The sequence below is a fragment of the Sphingobacterium composti genome (genome assembly GCF_009829075.1).
Taxonomy (GTDB): domain Bacteria; phylum Bacteroidota; class Bacteroidia; order Sphingobacteriales; family Sphingobacteriaceae; genus Sphingobacterium; species Sphingobacterium composti.
Genome location: NZ_WUQZ01000001.1, coordinates 164,798 through 188,948, shown reverse-complemented (window position 1 = coordinate 188,948; position 24,151 = coordinate 164,798). Strand labels below are relative to the sequence as shown.

General features: G+C 35.9%; 19 protein-coding genes. 11 read left to right on the top strand and 8 right to left on the bottom strand.

Features of this window, described 5'->3' with window-relative positions:
- The first annotated feature begins 84 nt into the window (after positions 1–84).
- From panC to GOQ17_RS00790, 7 genes are all read left to right on the top strand, one after another.
- Positions 85–936: a pantoate--beta-alanine ligase gene (gene panC, locus GOQ17_RS00820; protein ID WP_159633386.1), complete on the top strand. Its 852-nt coding sequence runs from the start codon at positions 85–87 to the stop codon at positions 934–936.
- 39 nt (positions 937–975) lie between these two features.
- A complete protein-coding gene (gene panD, locus GOQ17_RS00815) occupies positions 976–1,326 on the top strand; it encodes an aspartate 1-decarboxylase (RefSeq protein WP_159633383.1) in 351 nt (116 codons plus the stop codon).
- A gap of 13 nt (positions 1,327–1,339) precedes the next feature.
- A complete protein-coding gene (locus GOQ17_RS16285; protein WP_508619300.1) occupies positions 1,340–1,702 on the top strand; it encodes a DUF8478 family putative metalloprotein in 363 nt (120 codons plus the stop codon).
- Positions 1,703–1,904: 202 nt separating this feature from the next.
- Complete coding sequence (locus tag GOQ17_RS00805; RefSeq protein WP_159633380.1) at positions 1,905–4,109, top strand: TonB-dependent receptor; 2,205 nt, start codon at positions 1,905–1,907, stop codon at positions 4,107–4,109.
- 12 nt (positions 4,110–4,121) lie between these two features.
- A complete protein-coding gene (locus GOQ17_RS00800; RefSeq protein WP_159633377.1) occupies positions 4,122–4,610 on the top strand; it encodes a thioredoxin family protein in 489 nt (162 codons plus the stop codon).
- A gap of 80 nt (positions 4,611–4,690) precedes the next feature.
- Entirely contained in the window at positions 4,691–5,350 is a 660-nt protein-coding gene (locus GOQ17_RS00795; protein WP_159633374.1) for an FKBP-type peptidyl-prolyl cis-trans isomerase, read from the top strand.
- A 62-nt stretch (positions 5,351–5,412) separates the two neighbouring features.
- The gene (locus GOQ17_RS00790; RefSeq protein WP_159633371.1) at positions 5,413–5,994 is read left to right on the top strand and encodes an FKBP-type peptidyl-prolyl cis-trans isomerase; all 582 of its coding nucleotides are present in this window, start codon (positions 5,413–5,415) and stop codon (positions 5,992–5,994) included.
- Between the two features lie 32 nt (positions 5,995–6,026).
- On the opposite strand, the gene gldB is transcribed toward GOQ17_RS00790, so the two are convergent.
- Positions 6,027–7,064, bottom strand: coding sequence for a gliding motility lipoprotein GldB (gene gldB, locus GOQ17_RS00785; RefSeq protein WP_159633368.1), 1,038 nt, complete (start codon positions 7,062–7,064; stop codon positions 6,027–6,029).
- 47 nt (positions 7,065–7,111) lie between these two features.
- Between gldB and GOQ17_RS00780 the strand changes: the two genes are divergently transcribed.
- From GOQ17_RS00780 to GOQ17_RS00765, 4 genes are all read left to right on the top strand, one after another.
- On the top strand, positions 7,112–7,768 hold the full coding sequence (locus tag GOQ17_RS00780) for a porin family protein (protein WP_159633365.1): 657 nt from the start codon (positions 7,112–7,114) through the stop codon (positions 7,766–7,768).
- Positions 7,769–7,861: 93 nt separating this feature from the next.
- Complete coding sequence (nadE, locus tag GOQ17_RS00775) at positions 7,862–8,650, top strand: NAD(+) synthase (RefSeq protein ID WP_159633362.1); 789 nt, start codon at positions 7,862–7,864, stop codon at positions 8,648–8,650.
- A gap of 63 nt (positions 8,651–8,713) precedes the next feature.
- Positions 8,714–9,286: a DUF4136 domain-containing protein gene (locus GOQ17_RS00770; protein WP_159633359.1), complete on the top strand. Its 573-nt coding sequence runs from the start codon at positions 8,714–8,716 to the stop codon at positions 9,284–9,286.
- A gap of 218 nt (positions 9,287–9,504) precedes the next feature.
- Positions 9,505–10,101: a hypothetical protein gene (locus GOQ17_RS00765; RefSeq protein ID WP_159633356.1), complete on the top strand. Its 597-nt coding sequence runs from the start codon at positions 9,505–9,507 to the stop codon at positions 10,099–10,101.
- Positions 10,102–10,179: 78 nt separating this feature from the next.
- On the opposite strand, the gene GOQ17_RS00760 is transcribed toward GOQ17_RS00765, so the two are convergent.
- The 7 genes from GOQ17_RS00760 to GOQ17_RS00730 form a co-directional block, all read right to left on the bottom strand.
- Positions 10,180–11,223, bottom strand: a complete 1,044-nt coding sequence (locus GOQ17_RS00760) for a GntR family transcriptional regulator (RefSeq protein ID WP_236537006.1) — start codon at positions 11,221–11,223, stop codon at positions 10,180–10,182.
- 45 nt (positions 11,224–11,268) lie between these two features.
- Positions 11,269–14,139, bottom strand: coding sequence for an alpha-L-rhamnosidase (locus GOQ17_RS00755; protein ID WP_159633353.1), 2,871 nt, complete (start codon positions 14,137–14,139; stop codon positions 11,269–11,271).
- Positions 14,140–14,184: 45 nt separating this feature from the next.
- On the bottom strand, positions 14,185–15,915 hold the full coding sequence (locus tag GOQ17_RS00750; RefSeq protein ID WP_159633350.1) for an alpha-L-rhamnosidase-related protein: 1,731 nt from the start codon (positions 15,913–15,915) through the stop codon (positions 14,185–14,187).
- A 74-nt stretch (positions 15,916–15,989) separates the two neighbouring features.
- Positions 15,990–18,770 carry a family 78 glycoside hydrolase catalytic domain gene (locus GOQ17_RS00745; protein WP_159633348.1) on the bottom strand — a complete coding sequence of 927 codons (2,781 nt, stop codon included), beginning with the start codon at positions 18,768–18,770 and terminating at the stop codon, positions 15,990–15,992.
- A 129-nt stretch (positions 18,771–18,899) separates the two neighbouring features.
- Positions 18,900–20,639: a hypothetical protein gene (locus GOQ17_RS00740; protein WP_159633345.1), complete on the bottom strand. Its 1,740-nt coding sequence runs from the start codon at positions 20,637–20,639 to the stop codon at positions 18,900–18,902.
- 236 nt (positions 20,640–20,875) lie between these two features.
- Positions 20,876–22,690: a hypothetical protein gene (locus GOQ17_RS00735; RefSeq protein WP_201288476.1), complete on the bottom strand. Its 1,815-nt coding sequence runs from the start codon at positions 22,688–22,690 to the stop codon at positions 20,876–20,878.
- Positions 22,691–22,695: 5 nt separating this feature from the next.
- Complete coding sequence (locus GOQ17_RS00730; protein ID WP_159633342.1) at positions 22,696–24,099, bottom strand: glycoside hydrolase family protein; 1,404 nt, start codon at positions 24,097–24,099, stop codon at positions 22,696–22,698.
- Between the last annotated feature and the right edge of the window lie 52 nt (positions 24,100–24,151).

The window sequence follows — 24,151 nt, the reverse complement described above, 5'->3', positions numbered from 1 at the left end:
AGAATTTTACAATTCTTTGGAATTTATACCTTTCTAATTACAAATTTATTATGCATTTTTGCCCCCTATTTTACCCATATAGATATGGAAATTTTTAACACCCAAGATACCCTTAGAGAATACCTAGCTAAGCCTCGTGCTAAAGACCTCAAAATAGCTTTAGTACCCACAATGGGCGCATTACATGAAGGACATATTTCACTCATCTCAGCAGCTAAAAAACATGCAGATATTGTAGTGTGTAGCATCTTTGTAAATCCCACACAATTTAATGATCCTAAGGACTTAGAAAAGTATCCAAAACCTATTGAAAATGATATTCAATTATTGACAAAAAATGGGTGTGATATTCTTTTCTTACCCTCAGTTGAAGAAATGTATCCCGATACAAATGAACAATGGCATCTAGATCTAGGTCGACTTGATCAAATTTGGGAAGGTGCGCAACGTCCGGGACATTTTCAAGGTGTCACGCAAATAGTCTATAAACTATTTACCCTAGTACAGCCAGATGTGGCTTGTTTTGGACAAAAGGATTTCCAGCAAGTAATGGTTATTCAGCGAATGATTGAAATAAAGCAATTAAATGTTGAGTTAATCATTTGCCCTATAATTCGTAGTAATGAAGGTTTGGCATTAAGTTCTAGAAATGTACGACTTTCATTAAATGGCAAGAAGAAGGCTTTAGTTTTATACAGGACTCTCCAAGCCACTAAAGCTGCTTTTAAAGAAAATATACCCATTGCAGAAATTCAACATTTGGCAGAGAAAATGATTGATGAAGAGGGTGAAGTTGACTTAGAATATTTTGCTATCAGCGAAACGAGAACTTTAGAAAGAGCGGATACTATCGAACATAACAAGGATTATGTAGCACATGTCGTGGCATGGATTGAAGGTGTAAGATTGATAGATAATATGCTTTTGAACGATTAATGACATTAAGATTTTAAATATAAAGCGTAACTTTGCACCATGATGATTGAAGTAATGAAATCCAAAATTCACCGTGCTCGTGTCACACAAGCCGAATTGAATTATGTTGGAAGTATTACCATCGACGAAGATTTGATGGATGAAGCAGATATAATTGCTAACGAGAAAGTACAAATCGTAAATAATAACAATGGCGCAAGGTTAGAAACTTACGTCATCCCCGGAAAACGTGGAACAGGCACGATTTGTTTGAATGGTGCTGCTGCAAGAATGGTTCAAGTAGGAGATATTGTAATCATTATTTCTTATGCTTTGATGAATAGAGAAGAAGCAAAAGCGCATAAGCCAAGACTAGTGTTTCCTGATGACAACAATAGATTAATAAAGTAAGCATATAGCATTTGTGATAAATACTATTTCAACATATCGCAGACTCATCGCCTCACTATTAGCGTGTTGGATGACGTTAATTGTGATAAGTGGGATAGTATTTATGCACAAAGAGGTAACTTCCAAAGGTGAGATTGTCACGCACATTCACCCTTATGATTTTACCAAAAAACAAAAACATCATCACAAAAGTGATGCAGAGATTCATTTTCTCGACGTCCTTTATCAAGGCACGTTTATTGAAAGTGACTTCATTTCATTTAAACTTCCGCTTGCAAAAGAATTTACGGTTCAGAACGAAACCGTATACCATAGCCATTTTCAGGCTATTACCATATTTCATGCTTATTTGCGTGGCCCCCCATCTCTTGTTTAATGACCAACATATCGTCTAAGATATTTATATACTTAGATGAATGATTTATGAATTAATTCAAAAATTTATTGGATTCCTATAGTTCTATTTGGAGGTAACTTTTATGGTTTACTTCTGAAGAGTTAATATATAGGTTCGTCAAATCAATACAAACTAATCATTAACAAGAGATTTACTTATGTTACAACTTATAAAAAGCTGTATGCTGACTATAGTATTAGTTAGTTTCGCTTTCACATTACATGCTCAAAACGTATTAAAAGGAACAGTTAAAAATTCAGATGGCAATCCCATCGAAAATGCGACTATATCAGTAGATGGTACAAAAGTCGCAATCTCGACTAATCAGCAAGGACAATTCTCCATTCAAATACCTGCTGGCAAATCAAAATTAACAGCACGTGCTGTGGGTTTTTTAACAATAAAAAAAGATATTACCTCGAACGATTATCAAAATGGAATCGAAGTTATGCTTGATGATGACAACCGCAACCTTGAGGAGGTTGTTGTGTCAGGTACATTAAAAGAAGTCTCGAAACTCGACAGCCCTATTCCTGTTGAAGTATTCACATCCAAATTCTTCCAAGCAAACCCTGCTCCTACAATTTTTGAATCACTTCAAAATATAAATGGCGTACGTCCACAAATAAATTGTAGCGTATGTAATACAGGAGATATCCACATCAACGGTCTAGAAGGACCATATACTATGGTGATGATCGACGGTTTACCTATTGTATCTGGCTTATCAACAGTATACGGTTTGAATGGTATTCCTCAAGCATTAATTGAACGCGTTGAGATTGTAAAAGGTCCAGCTTCTACATTGTATGGTAGCGAGGCTGTAGGTGGTTTGATTAATATTATTACCAAAAGCCCTTCTTCTGCTCCTCTTTTCAATATAGAAACTATGGGCACATCATGGCAAGAATACAACGTGGATCTTGGAGGCAAATTTAATGTAGGATCGGCTCAATCACTTTTAGGAGCTAATTACTTCAAATATGGCAATCCAATAGATAAAAATGGAGACAACTTCACAGATGTAACTTTGCAAGACAGGTTCTCCATCTTTAATAAATGGAATTTTGCTCGCAAAGACAATAAATTATTCACATTAGCTGGTCGTTATGTATACGAAGACCGTTGGGGTGGAGAAATGAACTGGAGCAGAAATTATCGTGGTGGTAACGAAGTATATGGAGAAAGCATTTACACAAAACGTTGGGAAATGATGGGTGCATATGATCTACCTACTGCTGAAAACTTAACATTCACATTCAGTGTAAATGGTCACGATCAAAATAGTGTTTATGGCGACACCGAATACATCGCGGATCAAAAAATCGCTTTTGGACAATTATCATGGCGCAAAGAGATCCAAAACCACGATATATTAACAGGTTTAGCTTACCGATATACCTACTACAATGATAATACCCCAGCGACAGACAAATCTTCTCATACGCATCTTCCAGGAGTATTTATCCAAGATGAGATAACGCTACATCCTCAACACAAACTGTTATTAGGGGCGCGTTATGACTATAATTCAATACACGGAAGTATTGTATCTCCTCGGGCCAATTACAAGTGGAATTCTTTGGATAAAACACAAGTTTTGCGTGTAGGAATTGGAAATGGTTATCGCGTAGCAAATGTATTCACCGAGGATCATGCTGCATTGACTGGTGCTCGTGACGTAGTTTTTGAGGGTGATTTAAAACCTGAAACTTCATGGAATGGGAATGTCAACTATATCAAAAAATTCTATTCTACGAGTGGTGCTGTATTTGCAATCGATGCTAGTGCTTTCTACACCTACTTTGACAATAAAATTATCCCGGATTACGAAACTGACGTCAATAAAATCATCTACTCTAATCTAAATGGACATGCTGTATCTAAAGGAATATCTTTAAACTTGGATTGGGCGCATACGAGTGGACTAAAAGCAATGATTGGGGCAACTGTAATGGATGTTTATAGTGAAGAAGATGGCGTAAAAGAATGGCAAATGCTTACCGAGAAAGTGATGGGTACTTGGACGATTGGCTATAATCTAAAAAGATTAGGTATTAATATTGATTATACAGGTAATTTGATCGGTCCTATGCGTCTTCCTACTTTAGGCGAAGAAGATCCAAGACCTGACAAATCGAAAACTTGGAGTATCCAAAATATCCAATTATCTAAAAAATTCAATAATGGCTTAGAAGTTTTTGGTGGGGTGAAAAACTTCTTGAATTGGACACCGACTAAAGGAGGCATTGAAATCATTTCTAGAGCACACGATCCGTTCGAAAGAATTGATGATCCAAACTTATTACCATTCGATCCGAGTTATGTTTACGGCCCAAATCAAGGTATTCGTGGTTTCTTAGGTTTAAGGTATAATTTATTCTAAAACTTAAAAATTATGAGAAAGAGGTTAGTAAATCAGCTTCTTATAATTGTACTTTTAATTTGTGCAGGGCGAGTTGGCCATGCACAAATTTCTACCACTCACATAAATGATATAGATAGTCTATTGGCAACACAACCCAAACCTATCTTGGTTCTACTATCTACAGATTGGTGTCAATACTGTGCGATTCAAAAAAATCAAATACGTAAAAACGATAATTTTAGAGCTAAATCAGAACAATTTTATTTTGTAGAGTTTAACGCAGAGCAAAAAGCCCCCATTACATTTGCTGGAAAAACCTATATATACAAACCCAAAGGAGTCAATACCGGCTCTCATGAGTTGGCTTTTGTATTGAATGGCAATCCTAATATTACATATCCAACATGGGTTTTACTAGATCAAAAGTATCAAACTCTCTTCCGACATAATGGATTACTCAACCCAGCCCAATTGAACGAGCTTCTACAAGCCGTGGAAAATACTTTCAAAAATAAATAGCAGAAAAGAAAAATTTTTTAATTTCTTTGTAGCAAAATGTCAAATCTTGACGTTATAACTATAAACAATTTTAATATTTTATGAAAAACTTATTTGGACTATTTGCCGCAGTAGCAATTATAGCATCATCTTTCACTTCGTGTAATAAATCAGATGATTTTGATTATGTAGGAGAATTCACAAAACAAGAGAAGTCAATTGATTCGCTTCTTTCTTCACAAAAAACAAAAATCGAAGAATACGTAGATACGCATTTTGGCACTAACGCAATAGAAGATACCACAAAATACCGTTTTCAATACCTAAACAAAACTGTTAAACGAGGTATATGGTATGAAATTATTAATCCTGCAACTGACAATTCTTATGAATACAAATTAAATTCAGCACAAACTGGAGTTGTTTATCCTACTTGGAAATTAAAATATAAAGTAAATTTACTGACTAGTGAAACACCTGTATTTTCTGACTTAGAAGGTTCCAACTATACTTTAAGTGGCTCTAACGCGAATAGCTTATTTACTGAAGCATGGGTTATTTCTCTATTTCCAGCTAAATACAAAGTCAATGGACAAGACATAAATTACATAGGTCTTACTAAAGATGGTATTAAAAAAGGAAGTAAGATTAGAGTAATTGTGCCATCAATTTATGCGTACGGTGCACAAGGGTTGAGTTCAAAAAACATCCCAGCAAATTCGCCACTTGTATATGAATTTGAAGTATTAGAAATACAATAACGACCCAGTAAAAAAGAGATAAAAATGTTAAAATTTTATCTCTTTTTTATTAATTTAGAAGCATGAATTTTTTAAGACCAGTTTACTTCCTTATTATATCCACTTTCTTTTTCTTATCCTGTGCAAAGGAACAAGAAATATTTGACCCTATTGCACAATTCGAAACTGAAAAACCACTTATAAAATCATACGCAAATACGAATTATCCTAACATGGTTTATTCTAGCGATACGACAGGTATTTGGTATGAAATTGTAAATCCTGGAACTGCAGGAAGCTATGAATATAAAGTTGTTGATACCTTGAATTATTATGGACAACAAGTAAAAGCATTACGAATACCTACAATTACTGTAAAATATACTGGTAAATTAATTTCGGATAATACCGTTTTTGATTCGAATCAATCAACAACAGGTTTTACAAGTAAATTAAATGGGTTAATTTCAGCTTGGCAGATTGCATTTGTTCCCCAAAGCATTGGATCATCCTCTTTTGGAGGGCTAACTTCCAAAGGTTTACAAAAAGGAAGTATAATTAGGATTGTTACACCTTCTTATTATGCTTATGGAAATAGCAACAACGGAAAAATACCAGCTAATTCGCCACTTTTCTTCGAAATAGAAGTTTTAGATATAAAATAATAAAACGGACAAGCTAAATAGATTGTCCGTTTTTATTTTCCCTTATATTTAGCATCTTCTAATATCTTTTGCGCATCATCAATTGCAAATAAATCTTGCAAGGAAAGCGTAGGATTCTTGTCCATATATTTCCGCACAATCATCCAACCTATGTAAGTCCCAAGCTTTGGTGCAGATTCATTTTTTTCGCCCAGTTCAGGCGTAAAAGGCGCTTCCGTAAAATATTTCTGAACTCGCAACATATCTGTACTATATAACAGATTTTCCTGCAAAAACCACGACCAAATATCAGCTTGATATTTATTTGCCCAATCCCATTGCTCTTTAGTATAACCGATCTTTCGTTCGTCAGGTACTTTCTCCAGCATTAGATCCATAGCATACATTACTTTCCCATTATAAATCATATGTTGAAGCGTATTATGTGCATTATCAGGAATAGGATACAAATCTTCACGAAGTACGGCCTCCAATACACGTGGAACAATATTATCTGGAGTAAACTTTCTAGATAGGTACAATGGAATAGACTGCACCAAGGCTGGATAAAATTCAGAATCCTCACCCAAAAACATATCTAACCCTATGCCAATATAATCTTCCCCTATAGGAGTCTGATAGGCAAATCCACTTACATAGCTTATGAATCTGGGAATCGAATATTCTGGAAAATAGTATTTCACATACTTAAAAACTTTAGTCAAGTCATTTTCATAACTATCCATCGACGGATAAACTTTTGCCACTGCTTTGTTCAAATCTATAAAATCCGGTTGCTTTATTATCTGTGACAAATACTCATACATACGCATACTATCAGCTGGAGAACCAATTTGTAACATATCCTGTGTGTAGTTCGAATAAAATGAACCATATTTTTGTTGCCAAATGATATTTTTTTGCGGTATATCGTCTACTTTAATGGCAGCAAGCTCCTTATCAAAACGCTCTATGTTAACGTCAACTGCAATATGTGACACATCGGGTCTATTTATTGTAGTAGTTTCACCACAAGACGATATAGCAACTATTAAAAAAAAGAAATACTTTTGTAGTGGTTTAATTTTCATCAGTAAAGCGAAGTTAAGACCATAAATTTAAAACTAAAATTAATACTATGATAAATTTTACGAAAACTACATTTGCGACTTTAGTAACCTTGGTAGCATTATTATTTAGCACGCAAGTAAATGCACAAGATTACTACACGCGCTCACAAAACACTTCTGAGGAAAAAAACTTCCGCCTAGGACTTTCTATTAATCCTAATATAGGTTGGCTGCGCTATGACGATGATTACAAGGCTAGCGCAAAAGCAGGATTTTCCTATGGTTTAGTGGCAGATTTAGGTTTTGCTGACAATTATTATTTCTCAACAGGTTTATTGATCAATTCAATTGCTTCAAAAGTAGATTTTCCAGCGGGTGCTACAGATAGAGAAAAAATCCGTTTGCAATATGTCGAGATTCCTTTGACAATTAAATTGAAATCTGTGGAAAATGAAACTGGTAGATTCTATGGTCAATTCGGTTTCACAACTGGATTTAAAGTTTCAGGGAAAGAGAAATTAGTAGGTGCTGACAAAAAACAATCTATCGACGGGGATGATTTATTCCGTCTTGGTCTTCAAATTGGTGGCGGTAAAGAATGGAAATTAAGTGATAATCTTGGATTAATGACTGGATTGACATTCAACAATGGTTTCACAAGAGCTATTAAAGAAGGTAAACCAAAAACATCATATTTAGCTCTAAACGTAGGCTTGTTCTTTTAAAAAGAATCAATAAAAATTAAATAAAACGAGGTTAATACGAATTCTATATTTAAATTCGTATTAACCTCGTTTTTATTTGAAAAGATTCCTAATATGCAGACAGAAAAAATAATTGAAAGAATAGTAAATTGGCTTAAAGATTACGCGCAGCAAGCAAGAGTCAAAGGGTTTGTAGTAGGTGTATCTGGTGGTGTTGATTCAGGTGTAGTATCGACACTTTGTGCGATGACTGGATTAGAAGTTCTCGTCCTCCAGATGCCAATTCGTCAAAAAATAGATCAAGTAGATCGAGCTTCAGAACATATTGAGTATTTAAAATCCAAATTTTCTAATGTTACAGGACTTACTGTTGATTTGACCTCTGCTTTCGACGAGTTAACTAACATCTATAATGCCAACCAAGATAATATTCCTAATAGAGATTTGGCCTTGGCAAATACCCGATCGCGATTGCGTATGTTGACATTATATTACTATGGACAAATCAATTCTTTACTAGTATGTGGAACAGGTAATAAAGTAGAAGATTTTGGGATAGGCTTCTATACCAAATATGGTGATGGCGGTGTTGACCTCTCTCCTATTGCTGATCTTTATAAAACAGAAGTCTATGCCTTAGCGCGAGCACTCGATTTGCCAGAGAGTATCAAAAATGCTATTCCTACTGATGGTCTATGGGATGCTGAACGCACAGATGAACAGCAAATCGGCGCGACCTATCCAGAGCTTGAAAAAATACAAAAAGAATATGGCTCCAAATCCGAAAACGACTATGCGGGCAGAGATTTAGAAGTTTTCAAAATATTTGATCGTATGCACAAGGCTGCTCAACACAAAATTCAACCTATTCCGGTATGTGATATACCAGAAGAGTGGAGATAATTGAAGAATTAATTAAACCTTTGTAAAACCATATTGTCAAATAGGAAATAAGTGGACTTTGTTATGAAAAATTTAAGTATACTGTTGTCAGCTTTTGCAATTTTGGCATTAGCTTCCTGTTCGTCAAATCGTTATCATACTACACGGGTTCAAAGTTTAGATTTTGGACAATATAAAACTTATGGATGGCTACCTCCTGTAGATTCATTATCTAAGGAATATTTCAGCAATGATATTGCGAAGCACAATATTATGACTACAGCAAATCAAGAAATAGAGCGTCGTGGATTGACGTATACTAAAGATAATCCAGATTTATTGTTTAGATATGTAGCTATCGTTAATAACAAAAGTAGAATGGTCTATTCAACCTTCAACAATGGTTGGGGCTGGGGAGGTCCTTGGGGTTGGTATCGTCCTTGGGGATATTATGGATTTTATTCCCCTACTTATCCTGTCGGAAAAGAGAGAGTACGCTATGGTCACATCATCATTGAAGCTGTAGACCGAAATAATAAAACGGTCGTATGGCAGGCACGTGGAACTACAGAAGTAGATAGTCCAGAGAAAGCAATAAATGGTCTACCAAAAATGATTAGTGGTATTATGAAACAATATCCATTGAAAATTAAGTAGTAAAAGACTTATAATGCTGATGTCGTTAAGAGCTTGCACAAACTTTTAACTAAATTTTCTATTTAATAAGGTTGATATTATATATAAATACAATATTTAAGTCAAATTCTACAAATTCGCACATATATCAACATTTAAAAGGGTATTTTATTGTATATGAGCAAATAATTTAACAACTTTACATTAGACAAGACTGTTAGATATTACCGACAATTACTATGTACAAATTATTGCTATCACTTATAATTGGCTTCCTTTCCTTTGATTCATATGCGCAACAGCTAACCTTGCAACAAAAATTACAATCAAATTTGCCGTTACAGACACAGTTTCAAGTCCTATTGAGTCAGTCAAGAAGCCAAGACACCGATTTTAAGTTGATACGAAAATCAAATATTGAGATCATACAAAAAAATGTTGCGGACTCCATTACTAAGTATACGAAAGAGATTGCATCATTAAAATCGAACTCATCTTCATCTGTGCAGCAATTACAATCTTTAAAAGATTCAGTACAAATGTTGAGTGAGAATTTACAAGTGGAGCAACAAAAAACCGATAGTATTTCTTTTTTAGGGATGGATTTTGCTAAACCTACCTATCATACATTAGTGTGGTCCATAATTGGGGTATTAGGATTAGGGTTTATTATTGTATTGGCTTCTTTCAGAAAAGCTAAAATTGACGCTGTCGAACATCAAAAAACCGCTGAAGAAGCCCAAAACGAATTTCAAGCTCATAAAAAGAAAGCATTAGAAACAGAACAGAAACTCAAACGTCAATTGCTAGACGAGCAAATGAAAAGAGAATCTTAAAGTTTTTATCATAAAAAATAAATAGGCTGACAGTAAAATATTGTCAGCCTATTTATTTTATGCACTAGTATAATCCTACTAACGAAATATTGAAGGTCTAACATTGACATAAAATGGTACTTCAATCTGCTTTTTCTCATTATTTTTAATTATCTGTGCTGCATATCGACCCATCAACTCAAAATCTGTTGAAATTGTCGCAATACCATTCAGGATAAATTTCTTTAAGGCAGTTTCATTGTAAGATATTACGCCTATATCTTTGCCAATTTCATATTTTTTGTCTATAGTTTTTTCTAGTAACAACACTAAATCATTCTCAGTCAAACTAATATAACACTCCCCACTTTTAATTCGTTCTTTTGACAAGTCACCTACAAGAATGTGCTCTAAAGCATATTGACTACAAAGCTTATAAAAACCTTTGATGATCGCTTTTGGGTAATCACTATGATTTGGAAATATCAATTTAATCATGTCGTATTTGGAGAGATACGAAACTATTTTTTCTAATGAGTCATATATATCATTTTCATAATTTTCGTAAATACAATCCACGTCATCCTTTATGCCATCGATATGCTTACCCAAAAGTATGAGCTTATCCTGAGGAAATAGTGAAAGAAGCTCTGGCGCTTGATCTCTCCCTTCTTTGAAATGCGGAAAAATTACATAACGATCATATGGCTTATTTAAATTTTGGAATAATCTTCTTAGCAAAGAAATATCACTATGATATACAAATAAATCAATTGAAGCTTCTTCTCCTAATTCTTTAACAAATGCATCGTATACAATCTTTTTATGCGCACTGAGTTTATTCAAGAATATAGCAATCTTGAGTTTTTTGACTACATCATTTTTCGCAACAAAATATCCCTTTCCAGGTGTAGAAGATATGATTCCAGAATTTTTAAGGTGCTTATAAGCCTTTTCAACTGTGTCTCTAGAAACTTCCAAACACATGCTTACCTCATTAATAGAAGGAAGCAAATCACCAATGCGAAATTGCTTATTTTGAATTGCTTCTATAATAGAATCTACCAATTGTTGATACTTTGGAGTTGCAGAAAAATCACTAATTTCAATAGAATTCAAAAATTCTGAAATTACTTTCATCATAGTAGATTATACAAATTGATTAATATTAGAACTAAGATAAGTATTTTATTCGCTTTTTACCCCTTGATCAATGTACTGAATACTATAAGTACCTGAGCCTAATTCAATGCATAAATACCCCTTATCTTCTGTTTTCTTTAGCTCAAAATTTGATTCATTAATAGGCCTCCCGTTAATCATTAGATTCTTCACTCCCTGTTTAATATAACAATTTGCTATTACATTGACAGGGATTTTGATTTTTTGTGTGATAGTATTTGCATTTTTAGTCCATGAAGAAGAAATAGTCCCAACGATTGCACGATAATAGCCTTCCGCACTATTTATTCCTTTTGAAGGAACCTCAGGTTTAATAGCAATTTTCTTATAACCCGTACCCATATTTTTAATTCCCAACATATTTTCAAACATCCATTCATTCACAGCACCAAAAGCATAATGACTAAATGAATTCATCGCTGCATTATGACGAAAACCTTCTCCTTTAATATAACTATCCCATCGTTCCCAAATTGTCGTTGCACCGTTAATGACCTCATAGCCTAAAGAAGGATATTCAGTACTAAGAATAAGTTCATATGCCTTATCGGAATTGTTAGTCTTCGATAAAGCAGGTAGAAGTGGTTTGAAACCTAAAAATCCTGTAGACAATCGATTATTATTCTCCACAACCAGTGATTGAAGATACTTTCCAGCAACCAAAAGGTCACTCTCTTCTAGTATCTCCGAATAAATTGCATTTGCATAGCCTGTTTGCGTGTGACCAGTAAATCCTAGATGTCCGTCCACATAGCCAGAACCACTACCATACCTTTTTTCATTTGTTATAAGACGACTATCTGTATTAATATAATGCTGTTTAAATGCTGCTCTAATTTTTTGCGCAGAATTTGTGTATTTTTCTTTCAATTTATGATTTCCTATGGCTTCGCTCATCTCTGACATTAACTTTGCACAATAGAAATAATATATTGAAGCTAATAAATCTGGACTGGTTTTCTTACCCACTGACAACCAATCCGCGAAACCTCCCTTTGGAGAGATATCTTCAAAACTTCCTTCGGTAAAAATGCCATTGGTTGCACGGCTTTCCAAAAAAGTCATAAACTTTATCATATAGTGCATTGACTCTTGAACCAAACGCAAGTCATTATAAGCTTTAAAAATCTCATACGTACAAATAATTCCCGCTTCTGACCATCCAGGAGAGAAAGTATCTGACTCTCTAATCGCGGCTTTCCCATCCTTATTGACAGGCATAGGAGCATATACTGGGTAAGCTCCATTTGGCCACTGCGAATCATGTAAGTCTTGAATCCATTTTTTATGAAAAGGAGCAATATCGGCATTGTACAACGCTGATCGCATATAAATCTGTGCGTCACCTGTCCATCCCAATCGCTCATCTCGTTGCGGACAATCTGTGGGAATATCTAAATAATTAGCACGTTGAGTCCATATAATATTACTATACAATTGATTAAGCATATCGCTATCAGTCTCTATATGGCCTACTTCTTGCAAATCTGAGCTTAATACTAACCCTTGTATAAAATCCTTATCTGGCTTTTCTTGTAATCCTGTTACTTCTACATACTGAAATCCATGAAAAGTAAACTTAGGCGTCCAAATCTCTCCATTTGGATCACCTCGTAATATATAATAATCGGTAGAACGCGCCATACGCATATTTTCTGTCATCAATCGTCCATCAGGATGACACATTTCTCCGTACCTAAATGTTAGTGTATCTCCTTTATTCCCTTTAACCTTAATCTTTATATTACCAGCGAAATTTTGACCGAAATCAACTATAAATTTTTTACTCTCTTGTTCTCTAATAGATTTTGGAAAAAGTTTCTTTACGACTCTAACCGGATTACTTGGATAAAGTTCTAGTTTTCCTATAGTCAAATTATTTAGAACTTGAACATTGTTCCAATCATGAGCTTTATACGACTTTGTTTGCCATCCTTGCAATTCTTTGTTTGCGTCATGCATTTCACCTTGCAAAAAATCTGCTTCAAGGATTGCTCCCGTCTTTGCCTTCCATGAATCATCAGTAACAATAATTTCTTTGGAACCATCCAAATATGTGAGTTCTATTTGAGCTTTCATAACGGGATAATCTCCATAAAATTGATTGACTTGCTTGGAACCAACGAGAAGAGCATAACCAAGATAGCCTGCATACCAGCCCGGTGCCAATATCGCCCCAAATACATTTTCTCCTTCTGCGATATTTGTAGTAACATCATATACATTGTAATAAACTCTTTTTTGATAGTCTGTCCAACCTGAAGAGAAGTAGTCGTTGCCTATTTTATTACCATTTATGTAAAACTCATGCAGCCCTAAAGAAGCGATATATAATCTTGCTTTAGCAATTTTATTAGCTATATTTTTTGTTTTGCGCAAATAAGGTGATGGGGGCAAATGATAATTCCCTCCAAGCTTTGCTAATGGATTAGTATCATATCCTATCCACTTTCCCTGCCACACTTTTGGAGATAATAATCCCATTTCCCAATGTGCTATTTCACTCCATTTGCCAACCACCCCCTTTTCGTCCCAGGCTCTAACTTTCCACCATACTTGTTGACCTGATGTAAGGGGCTTGCCTTTGTATTCTATTTGATTAGTTTCATTAGATGCAATTTTAGATGAATTCCACAAATCACCTTTACCAGCATTAAGCAATGCTTCACTACTTGAAACTAATATTTCATAAGCCGATTGGGATTTATTAAATCCATCTCCTTCGAGTTCCCAACTCAAGCGAGGTCTCTCTTCATCAACAAATGGATTAACTTTGTACTCTGTTCTTAAATAAGTAGGTACAATCTGCGCTATTAGAATATTTGCGTTGATATTGAATATCAATATTACGATTAATGGGATATAAAAGTTTTTCATAGATTTATGATAGCTGCAATATCTGACAAGAAGTTATTTAATATACTATCGTATTATCTTAACTTCTTTTGGTGCTTTGATATCAGAAATAATTTTGTTGCCTTGACGTTTATGTTGGATGTAAATAGGACCATAAGTGGTCGGAAATGTTCCTTCTACCCATTCTAAATCTCCTAAATTAGGTGTGATTTTGTATGTCCTGCCCCCTGGCTCTACTACTTTTACTCCAAGAACATGTTCCGATAACCACGCTGTCGGTCCTGATGCCCATCCGTGACAAAGACTGTGTCTATGACCTACATAACAGTATGCCCCATAGTCTCCATGTATATCCACTTTACCTTCAGGAACTAGTTCATCTATACGTGAAGCATTGGGAATCCAATCCATATTAAAATCTTCCCAAAAAGTCGTGGCTCCCAAATCCAACATCGCTCCCCAATATTCAGAAATTATATTCATTGCTTCTTGGTACTTGCCAGCTTTAGCCATCGCCTCCAACATATAATATCCGTAGAAAGTAGAGAATTTTTGTGCACCACCAACAGCTAAAACATCTTTGTAAGCTTTATCCGCATCCATTAATCCCACAAGAGACATTAGGGCGGCAGCTTGCTTGGAACTGTTATGCGGAGGTGTCACTTTTTTCATTTCAGCAATAGTCTTATCACTTAGCTCTTTAGCTTGACTTTCACCAAAAAGATTAAGGATAAAACTTGCTTTTTCTAGTGACATAATAGTCATTGCTTGAAGACCAGCGTGTACAGCAATTTTATCATCACTAGAAGGCCAATCTAAAAATCGGGCACCATCCATTTTTTCGGTACCTTTATCGACTTTAGAAATAATCTGCTTTACCAAATCTTTGAGATAAGGAATTTGTTCTCTTAAATATTCTTTGTTTCCATGATGCATGTACCAATCGTAGTGCAATATAATCCACCACATCGAATAGCTACTATGTCCTGACATCCAACCTGGTAAAGGTGTTGCATCGCGTGCCAAGTCTAAACTTTTGGGTACAACCTCATTATATCCAAACACGGTATTAACGGTTGCCACTTCTGGGTGAAGATCTCCTACCCAAACTAATCGATCCCTCTTAATTCCATCCCACAAATAATCCTGCATATTAACATGTACTGTATATGCGCCAACATTCCATATGCTATTTAATCTTTCATTACTACTTTTAAATGTACCTACATAAGGTACGTCTCTGAATGTTGCGACAGCACGTAATTCACGAAGATGTAATTCTGAATTGGGCTCCAAAAAATCAATTCTTACAAATCGAAATCCAGACTCTCCTGAACGATTTTTCCCTAACCAAGGTAATGGTAGTGAAAAATCTCTTACCGCATGGTCGTTCGTTGCTCCTTTTTCCCCAATTTCAGACATCGCTTCACTTACGGATTCCCCAAACCGAACTCTTACATTCTTGGGTAGATTATTTCCGCCCCACATACCAGTAACCACTTCAATAGAAGCATTCATTTGTTTTCCAAAATCTAAAAGAATACTACTTGATGTATTGCCTTCATTTTTCAAAACAACAGAATGGGGATTGTAAAGATTAGCTTGTCCATTACCCTTTTGAAGCAAATACTTTTCATTGGTAATATTGCCCTCTTTCCAAACAACGCGAGTAGGATAGACATAAGCACTAGTAAGCGCACTTAATTCAGTGTATTGGTCACTTAATTTTTTTGTCTGTGCCTGACAAACACTAAAGATAGATAGCAATAGGATACTAAAAATTAAATTGGATTGCATATTATAATTAATTACAAGCCTAATTTAAAAAATAATATTAGGCTTACTATCCTGCACTATCCTTTCATTGTAGATTACAAGAATTCATATCTACCCGGAATAAGTTTAAATATGACCTTTTTACCTTCCATACCCACTTTTGTTACTATGTCCTTTTTCTCTTTTACAATCTGTGCGTCTTGTACATCTAACTTTAATAAACAAATACTATTAATAGGTACATTAATAGTAAGCATAAATTGTTCTCCTGCTCTATGCCATTTTGACTCAATTTGCCCAACTGGTGAATTATAAATTCCTTCAGCCCATTTCAAGTCAGTCTCCAAACGAGTTGGAGGTTCGATAATAAATTGCTTAAAACCAGGTAAATCTCTTTTTATTCCTAAAACGCCATCAATGTACCATGCGCCTGGATACAAGTATGAGCTATGAAGTAAGGAGAGACCTGGTAAATCCTTTTCCCACATTTCCCAAATTGTTGTTGCACCATTTTCTTTCATATACCCCCAACTTGGATAGGTTGATTTTGATGTCATACTGTATATTAAATCATTTCTTCTGGTATCTCTTAACAATTTAAATAACAAAGCTCCACCAGTAATGCCAGCATGAATATGACCTTTTCTATTTGTCAAGATTTCCTTTTCAAGACTTTGCATTATCTTACCACGATCAGCGAGAGGAACAACTTCTGCCAATAAAGCAGAAGCCAAATTTGCCATAGAACCGTCTGAATAAATGTTTAATTGCTTATTATAAAATCTTTTGTTTATAGCTTCACTTGATCTGTCTGCTTTTTCTTCCCATAATTCTGCCTGAGCAACATCTCCTATTACTCGAGCTATTTTTGCAGCAGTTCTTAAATTGAATACACGATACGTATTATTTAGACACAAGGTTTCATCCTTATCATTATTCATGCCTTCAGCGGTAGCATTAGGCCAAAGCCAATCCCCTAGGAAATCCCATTGCCCACCAAAACGCTTCATTAAATCATTTTCGACATGAGAATTTAAAAATGACAACCAACCTTTTATTAGGGCATAGTTGTCGGCAAGAACTCTTGTGTCTCCATATTGTTGATACATAAACCAAGGTAATGTAACGACTATTCCACCCCAAGCAGGACCTCCTCCTCCCCAATATGTAGGTGCGGTATGTGGCAAAATTCCGTTGTTAAAAATACGTCCAGATGTAACTTCTTTACGTGCATAATTCGGATCATGCATATTGCCCACCATAGGCTCTGTACCTTGTACATCTCTCCAGTCTTGCATCCATTTAGTATAGAATGATCCTAAATCGAAATTGAGCATCCCTGTTTCGCTTGTAGCATGAGCATCTCCACCATATCCCATACGTTCCCGCTGCGGACAATCCACGATAAATCCCCCTAAAGATAAATTTCTAAATGTCCACTTAATACGATCGTATATCCAATTCTGAAGCGAATCAGAACTCACAAATGAAGCAACCTCATCATAATCAGAATGGATAAGCCATCCTTGAATATCCTCTAAAGAAGGTTTATACTTCAACCCTTTGATCGTAATCCAACGCCCTGAACTGTAGTTGAATCTGTTTTTAAAAACACCCCTACCTGATTTACCTAAGATAAAAGCACTCCGCAATCCAAAAGTCATATCCTCTTGTTCACGTTCAGAATAATAAAAATCAATACGATCGCCTTCATTTCCGCACAATTTAACCTCTGTCCAACCCGCGAAATTTACCCCCATATCTACGCGAAAACTTCCATCAGCGCGTTCTTCGATTGCAATAGGTTTTATGGCTTCATATATTTTGTTTCCTTTGGTATTTTGAGCTGATATTTTCAAGTCTTGATTGTAAACTGTCGCATCATTCCACTCCTTATCATCATAAGACAGTAAATTCCAATTTTCAATCGATTGCCGATCGTCCCATATTTCTCCCCCCATACGATGAAAATACCATATACCTAATAATTTGTTTGGTGAATCCTTAATCTTCCATGACTCATCAGTAATAACTGTCTGTCTAGGTTTTGTGTCTGCAGGATCTTGATAAAAATCAACTTGTGCAGCTACCATAGGTGTTAGTGGTCTTGAATTATCCAAAACATATGCAGGAAATATAGACCACGATGTTCCCAACCAAAGCGCAATGACATTCTTTCCTTGCATCAAATATGGAGCAATATCATAGACAACATAGCGCGCTCGTTTGGTATGATCGGAAACTGCAGGTGCCATCACCTCTTCACCAATTCGCTTACCATTCACATAGATTTCATGAAAACCTATCGAAGCCACATAAATATTTGCTTGTTTAGGAACAAAGTTCAAATCAAAAGTTTTACGCAGCCAAGGATCTGAAATATTACAATCTTCTTGCTTAGGATCAAACACTTCATTACCTCCGATCCATTTAGCGTTCCAAAGGTTATCCTCTAATAATCCTGTGGTCCAATAATTAGGTTTACCCCAATCCGAAATCTTATTCTTTTCATCCTTTATCGCAACAGTCCAATAATATGTTTTATCTGAAAAAAGAGGTGCTCCATTATATTCAATTTGACTCATTTGACTAGAAGATACCCATTGCGAGTCCCAAAGATCAGATTTTCCTGCTTTAAGTAATTTTGGAGAGGACGCGACTAATATTCTATATGCATTTTGAGCGCCTCCATAATAGTTTAATCTTTTAGATTCAAGAATCCAGCTGAATCGCGGTTTCTTTACATCCAAGCCGATTGGATTAGTTAGATATTCTATTTGAAGCTGAGTCGGTAGAATTGGTGAACTAGCAAAAGAAATGGAAAGAAGATTCCAGATAAAGAGCAAAAACCAAGATGAAAGTTTTATAATTTTCATAGTCTAGAAGATCTAGTTGTAAAATAAGTATACGATAATTGAATTATAAGCTATAAATAGCTGTGTATTGTATACGCAGATATTAGACAGCACTAAAACTTAGCCTTAATAAACATATTATCAACCAATTCAATTGGATTTAACAATATAATTTAATCTTCCATTTGGTGCGACATCGCCATTTTTATACCAATCCAAGATCTCATTTCCTGTAGCATTATCTGTCCATTTAAATTCAAAATGAAGATCATTAGATTTTAACCCTATGTCTTTTAACTTAAATTGAATCACCATTTTTGAACCTTCAGATTTACGATTTACTTTTACCATATTGATCCACTCATTATTAACATATTGTTGCAAATAATCGCTGTGATTGATTCGATATTGATAGCCATTCCATCCTGTCTTTTCTGTAAGATCGGTGTTGATCCAAAGTGTCATCCAGTCATCGTGAGTTTTAGCTGTTATTGGGTTCATCGTCTCCACATAGAAGTAAATGTTTGAAGCATCTCTTGCAACTTTCATACTTTTAATATCATTGCGACCAGTCGTATTTGTATAAGAAGTCTTGGGTCTTGACAAACCACTAGGGTGATCTCTATGTACGATATCTCCCACATAGTCTTTGTATTCTGGTAGAACGGACTTCCAATCATCAAAAAATTTAATGGATTTGGGGGCGCTAAGTACCTGTAGACTATCGATCCCTTTGTACTTTCTGATGTTACTAATCATTTGCATATAATAATGATCCTCTAACCCATCGGTATAAGTCGGCTCAATATCTCTGCTGTATTCTCCATTAGCCTGATCGACAAAATGTGCCTGATTAAGGTTACCAGAAGTGCGTTTCCATTTGCCAGCAATCCATTCGTTCCAACCTGTAATAAATACATATGGTAGATCATGTTGTAGGGCATCATCCCATTGTTCTTGTATGTTATAGCCATATTTAATATCCTTTTTAGGATCTCCAGGGCTTCCATTACGATAGCTTCTACCCCAATTTCCAGTAGCGCCGTAAAAAGCTGACCCACCCATGGAAGCATCCAAATTAGGATGTTGAGAGGCCGAAACATTGATAATCTCTGCCTTTCCGTCAGAAGTATAGTGAACTTTTGCTGGTCGTGTGAAAGAAATCCATGGCCAACCATTTTCGACCTGAGGCTCATTAGGCCATTGCGACTCCCGGATGGTGAAAAATGATTCGTAATCTTTGCCTACAGCTTCTTTTGAACGACCGATAATCAATGGTTTTCCATCTAGATAATGCCAAGACTCGGGATCTCTGAGTGAACCTCCTTCTTTGTATACATTGTCATAAATAATTTGCATAGCTGATCCCGATAATGTGTTGGTATAGAATACTACTTTAGGCGCGTGGCCACGTTGAGCTCTTACGTTTTTAATTGCTTTGAGTAGTGCTTCTGCCTGTTTGGGATAGGTCAAATGATTAGTCGCATCCAATACCAAGATGTCAACTCCAGCATCGGTGAGCAATTGCATGTTTTTTAAATGGACCCAATAATCCGTACCTGCATAATATCCCCAGACTGGCTCTCCCCAGAAATAATACTTTCCCTCTCTACCAGCTCCACCACCCCAGCCTTTATGATTAAAATCTTCGAATGTCGAAGGCGAAGTTTCCCATAATTTAGACAAATCGTAGACATCCTCCGAGGTCGGTGAAGCCGCATCACCTTGCCACAAAAAATAAAAAATAGCTACGGTCTTATTCAATTTTGGTTTGCCTACTTCAGTTTGCTGCGGTATTTTGCGGCCCAAACCATCTATACCTCCAATATTTTGTGAATATCCATAAAAATAAGACCCGCAAATAATTAATAATAGTATATACTTTTTCATAGTATCAAATGTATTAGCCAAATCAAAGGCATTTATAATTTTTTTCAAGTAGGAATTATGATTTAAAATTATCCCACTAGATTATTTTAAAATAACTAAAAGATATGCAATCAGTTGACTCATGTTTGCATATTCATTTTCAAATTTTATGAGTTGAGAACTGCTTTATAATTTTAATTTAAAAAATGAGGTGCTTCACATGTTTAATAACAACAGCTCTTTTTAATTTAAACAGATTAATTGGTCGTATAAATAAAATTAAATCGTCCTCCTGGTGCTACATCTCCATTCACATAGAAATCCATAATATTGCCATTTTCTTGCATATTATCACTCCACTTAAATTCAAAATCAAGTGTTTTATTTAACAAGTTTAATGCACTACGCGAAATAGCAATTTCTAGTTTATTATTACGCACCACGAAAGGAAATTCGGCAACTATTTCCCATTCCCAACGATTTCCTACGTTACGCTCAAGAATCGCTTTGCCATTTTTAGGATTGATCCTATTGATTACATAATCGTAACCATTCCACCCAGAAGATTTACTGCGATCCGTATCCAGAAATAGGAGCATCCAATTGCGGTCGGTCGATGGACTGATGGTATTATTCGTCTCGACATAAAAATATACATTAGCATCGTCACGAGCTACTTTAGCTCCTACGAGATCGTTGCGTCCCGTGGTATTTGTGTAATGCTGATCGTACCTACCTTCATGATTTCTATGAAAAGTATTGCCTTTGTAATGTTTATAGTAAGGCGACACATGTTCCCACGCTTTGTCATTTCCAAGATTTATAGTCATCGAAGCGGATACATGCTGCGAAGACTGCATTCCTTTGAATTTCCTTACATTATCAATCAACTGCATATAATACACATCACCTTTATCTCCCCAGCCTTTATTAGGCTCGATATCTCTACTACGATCCCAGTCAAACTGGTCAACAAAGGAAAATGGATCACCTGTCCAACCATGCTTTGGCAACCATTGTCCAGCAATAAACTCATTGAATCCTGTAACGAATACTAATTCTGGATCTAGTTCAAATGCACGATCCCATTGTTCTTGAAAATTCCACCCATATAAATATCCATCGATCCTAGGATCAAAGCCATTCCTGAAACTGAAACTTCGGCCTTGCGCTCCTGGTAGATTAAAAGCTGAACAATGACCATTTGTTTCAGGACTTGCATTTTGTGCTACTCCTACAGCCACCTGCTCATACTTTCCATTCGCATCCCTTACATAACCATTCTGAGGATAATTTTCTAACCATGCCCATTGATCATGGCGCGTAGGGCCATCTACATAATCGGGCTGTCCAGGACGAAAAGTAAAAAAATCTCGAATCTCTTTATCCACAGGATCATTGGTGAGATTATCTGGATATGCCATGATACCTGGTTTACCCTTCCAATAAAACCATAAGTCTTGGTGTTTTTTGACCTTGTAAAGGTGTTTGTACAACTCTCGTAGTGATACTAAGCTGTTATCCACCGGACCAAATGGTAGCATAAATGCAATTTTTGGCACATTCACACCATCCAATTTAGCTTGCGCCCACGTTTCCAATAAAGCTTCGTAAGATTCTCGCCATAAAAAAGATCCATTGGTACAATCAAAAAAAACGACATCTACTTTGGCATCTGCTAGCATTTCAGCATGTTTTCTCAATACCCATTTATCGGTGGTTTTATAATAGCCCAACAGGGGCTGTTCCCAGAAGAAAAAACCAGGTTTTTTAGATCCCCAAGCAGAATGGTTATAATCTTTCAACGCTTCGGGATGGTTTCTTAAGATTTCTGTAACATTCTTATTTTGGTAATTTTTATCATCATTTCCTTGGTGCCAAGTCCAATAAAACATAGCAACCAATTTGTCTTTGCGCAGAGGGTGTTTGGTAGGATCTTGTAATATAGTTCGTCCCAAGGCGTCAGTTGCTGCCCAACTATCAGGATTGACATCATTATGAATTTGTGACCTAGCAGATGGCAAAATAACCATGAATAACAATAATATCGCTAATAAGCTCCTCTTTATCATAATTATTATTTCTTTACATAAATAATGTGGTGCCAACTTGTTTTCCAATTACCCCAATCCTGACCATAAGCATAGGCTACATATTGAGGTTTATTAGGATCTTGATGGCCTAATGCGTCGCCACTCCAACCACAATTGTGTAAGTAAGGCGCTGAAAACTCTTTGATATCGGCTACTTTTTGAAAATGAAGACCATCAACTGATTCCCATAACATCAGTCGGCTATTCTCTTGAAATCGTGATGCGGTATGTATTAATTGAAACTTCTTTAAGTCGGGCCTATATTTTACATCGGCATGATCAGCACTTTTGATATTAGTTTGATTTACTGCTATACCTTGATATTGGAGTGTAGCAGGCCAATTTTCCAATTTGGCATCTGCTACAGCTACACGAGTCTCGTGCTTGTCTTTGTCTCGCCATGTGTAGTAAAAAAATAAGCTGTCATTTCTCACGACCATCGATGGTTCACCTGCTCCCCAAGCGTCTTTATCTCCAGTAAACGTGACAATAGGCTGCGGATGTGTACCCCAATCTTTACCATCCCATTTTTCCCATGGACCTACAACCGATAATGACCGAGCGATGTAAGCATGATTAAAAATCATGCGGATGTCTTCGGTAGAAGTATAACCTAAGTAATAATATTTACCGATTTTCACTACAGCAGGATCACAGATAGAAAATTGATCCCGTGTACCCTCTGTAGGTTTTAATACCATTTTCTCTGGAGTCCAAGTTTTCCCTTGATCATTACTTTTTTTGTATGCTACTTGGTCCCAATAGGTTTCCGCATTACTCTGATTAAACATTAAAAAAGATTCAAAAACTTGATCAATAGATTTACCATTTACATACGATTGGACTCCAGCATAAGTGCCTTCTCGAGCCCAGACTCCCGCCGTTCCTTCTGGTGCATCCAGTACCCACAGATAGTCTCCAGCTGAAAATTTCCTATCACTATTCAAAATAACATTCTGATTATCAATATAATGATGAAATCTTTTCGTTATAATTGGTGCTGAGGAAAGGCTAGTTGCGTAGTCCTTATTCCATTTGAAGATACTCAAGCTGATGCTACTTGCATCCGAATTCCAGTTTGGACACCTAACGGCTAAACCATAAAAATCTTGATCGCTGTGAAATTGTTGAGCAACAACGGAATTACCTCGAATTGGCACTGGAACTTCTGCATGCTCTTCATTAAAATGGAGCTGATCCATTCCATGAATGCCCCCAGGTGCAGCAAACCAAGCATGGATGGTACCATCATCATCAACCATGATAGATGGTCCGTAGCGATAACCTCCCCCATCGTATATATCCCAACCTTTTTCTAATTGAAAAAGGTTGGGATACTCTACTTCTATACCGTGATCTGTAGTAGCGTTTGAGGTCTTCTTAGCCATACACGCATAGGTTAATGAAATAGATAGGAACAGTCCAATAAGCATAGGCAAT

Bases quoted from the DNA above. Each gene is read 5' to 3' on its own strand.
- panC (WP_159633386.1), top strand. From the start codon at position 85: ATGGAAATTTTTAACACCCAAGATACCCTTAGAGAATACCTAGCTAAG.
- panD (WP_159633383.1), top strand. From the start codon at position 976: ATGATGATTGAAGTAATGAAATCCAAAATTCACCGTGCTCGTGTCACA.
- GOQ17_RS00805 (WP_159633380.1), top strand. From the start codon at position 1,905: ATGCTGACTATAGTATTAGTTAGTTTCGCTTTCACATTACATGCTCAA.
- GOQ17_RS00800 (WP_159633377.1), top strand. From the start codon at position 4,122: ATGAGAAAGAGGTTAGTAAATCAGCTTCTTATAATTGTACTTTTAATT.
- GOQ17_RS00795 (WP_159633374.1), top strand. From the start codon at position 4,691: ATGAAAAACTTATTTGGACTATTTGCCGCAGTAGCAATTATAGCATCA.
- GOQ17_RS00790 (WP_159633371.1), top strand. From the start codon at position 5,413: ATGAATTTTTTAAGACCAGTTTACTTCCTTATTATATCCACTTTCTTT.
- gldB (WP_159633368.1), bottom strand. From the start codon at position 7,064: ATGAAAATTAAACCACTACAAAAGTATTTCTTTTTTTTAATAGTTGCT.
- GOQ17_RS00780 (WP_159633365.1), top strand. From the start codon at position 7,112: ATGATAAATTTTACGAAAACTACATTTGCGACTTTAGTAACCTTGGTA.
- nadE (WP_159633362.1), top strand. From the start codon at position 7,862: ATGCAGACAGAAAAAATAATTGAAAGAATAGTAAATTGGCTTAAAGAT.
- GOQ17_RS00770 (WP_159633359.1), top strand. From the start codon at position 8,714: ATGAAAAATTTAAGTATACTGTTGTCAGCTTTTGCAATTTTGGCATTA.
- GOQ17_RS00765 (WP_159633356.1), top strand. From the start codon at position 9,505: ATGTACAAATTATTGCTATCACTTATAATTGGCTTCCTTTCCTTTGAT.
- GOQ17_RS00760 (WP_236537006.1), bottom strand. From the start codon at position 11,223: ATGATGAAAGTAATTTCAGAATTTTTGAATTCTATTGAAATTAGTGAT.
- GOQ17_RS00755 (WP_159633353.1), bottom strand. From the start codon at position 14,139: ATGAAAAACTTTTATATCCCATTAATCGTAATATTGATATTCAATATC.
- GOQ17_RS00750 (WP_159633350.1), bottom strand. From the start codon at position 15,915: ATGCAATCCAATTTAATTTTTAGTATCCTATTGCTATCTATCTTTAGT.
- GOQ17_RS00745 (WP_159633348.1), bottom strand. From the start codon at position 18,770: ATGAAAATTATAAAACTTTCATCTTGGTTTTTGCTCTTTATCTGGAAT.
- GOQ17_RS00740 (WP_159633345.1), bottom strand. From the start codon at position 20,639: ATGAAAAAGTATATACTATTATTAATTATTTGCGGGTCTTATTTTTAT.
- GOQ17_RS00735 (WP_201288476.1), bottom strand. From the start codon at position 22,690: ATGATAAAGAGGAGCTTATTAGCGATATTATTGTTATTCATGGTTATT.
- GOQ17_RS00730 (WP_159633342.1), bottom strand. From the start codon at position 24,099: ATGGCTAAGAAGACCTCAAACGCTACTACAGATCACGGTATAGAAGTA.